This is a genomic window from Burkholderia sp. Ac-20345 (assembly GCF_017104825.1).
GTDB classification, from domain to species: domain Bacteria; phylum Pseudomonadota; class Gammaproteobacteria; order Burkholderiales; family Burkholderiaceae; genus Burkholderia; species Burkholderia lata_B.
Genome location: NZ_JAAGPO010000483.1, coordinates 1 through 1,534 on the forward strand (window position 1 = coordinate 1; position 1,534 = coordinate 1,534).

The following is a 1,534-nucleotide window of genomic DNA, read 5'->3' on the forward strand; positions in this document are numbered from 1 at the left end:
TTGCGCCGCCGGCTGCCCGGGCGGCGCCGGAACCTGAACATGTCGCGGCGGCATATTTGCTACTCTGGAAATCAGCAGGGAATGCGTTTTACCGGGGGCCGGAGCCGGCGCCGAAGCGCCATCCGGGCGGCATGGCGCCGGCCGCCCGCGAAGCATGAGACCGGAGACAACCTCGATGACCGAATCGACTCACGCCGTCACGAACCAGTTCGACGAACTGGTCGACTATAACCTCTTCGCGACGGACATCGCGCTGCACGACGCGCTTACCCGCGCGGGCGCCGACTGGGCCGTGCCGCAGCTCGACGCATACGGCGCGCGGCTCGGCAGCGCCGACACCGCGCGGCTCGCCGACGCAGCGAACCGCCACACGCCGGAACTGCACACCTTCGACCGGCGCGGCCGGCGCATCGACCACGTCGACTTCCACCCGGCGTGGCACGCGCTGCTCGGCCAGTACCGCCACGAAGGCTTCGTGTCGCTCGCGTTCCGCGAGTCGCGCCGCGGCCGCTGGGCCGCGACCGCGGCCGGCTTCTACCTGCATGGCCAGATCGAGGCCGGCACGCTGTGCCCGGCGACGATGACGCAGGCCGCGATTCCCGTGCTGCAGAAGGAGCCCGCACTGTGGGCGCTGCTGCGCGACAAGCTCTACAGCGACGACTACGATCCGCGCGACGTGCCGGTCGCCAGCAAGCGCTCGATCTGGTTCGGCATGGGCATGACCGAGAAACAGGGCGGCTCCGACGTGCGCGCGAACACGACGCTCGCGACCGCCGTCGGCGCGGGCGGGCGCGGCGGCGAATACCGGCTGCGCGGCCACAAGTGGTTTTTCTCCGCACCGATGTGCGACGCGCACCTCGTCGTCGCGCGCACCGAAGCCGGCAGCCCGTCGTGCTTCTACGTGCCGCGCTGGCGGCCGGACGGCACGAAGAACGCGGTCGAGATCCAGCGGTTGAAGGACAAGGTCGGCAACCGCAGCAACTCGAGCAGCGAGATCGAGCTGAACGACGCGTGGGGCATCATGCTCGGCGACGAAGGCCGCGGCATCCCGACCATCATCGAGATGGCCACCTACACGCGGCTGAACTGCGTGCTCGGCAGCGCGGCGATGCTGCGCCAGGGCGTCGTGCAGGCGATCGCGTACACGCGCCAGCGCCATGCGTTCGGCCGCGCGCTCGCCGAGCAGCCGCTGATGCGCACCGTGCTCGCCGATCTCGCGCTCGAAAGCGAAGCGGCGCTGTCCCTCTCGATGCGTCTTGCCGACGCATTCGAGCGCGACGACTCGCCGCTCGAACGCGCATGGAAGCGCATCGTCACGCCCGCCGCGAAATTCTGGGTGTGCAAGCGCGCAGTCGAGCTGACCGGCGAGGTGATGGAAGTGTTCGGCGGCAACGGCTACGTCGACGACGGCCCGATCGCGCGGCTGTTCCGCGAAGCGCCCGTCAACTCGATCTGGGAAGGCTCGGGCAACGTGATGTGCCTCGACGTGCTGCGCGCGGTGTCGCGCGAGCCCGACGCGGCCGCCGCGCTGTTC

1 protein-coding gene is annotated in these 1,534 nt (G+C 70.1%); it reads left to right on the forward strand.

Annotated elements, in window-relative coordinates; genetic code table 11:
• Nucleotides 1–175: 175 nt before the first annotated feature.
• A partial coding sequence (locus tag G3O06_RS48150) for an acyl-CoA dehydrogenase family protein (protein WP_205820433.1) occupies nt 176–1,534 on the forward strand: 1,359 nt, incomplete at its 3' end.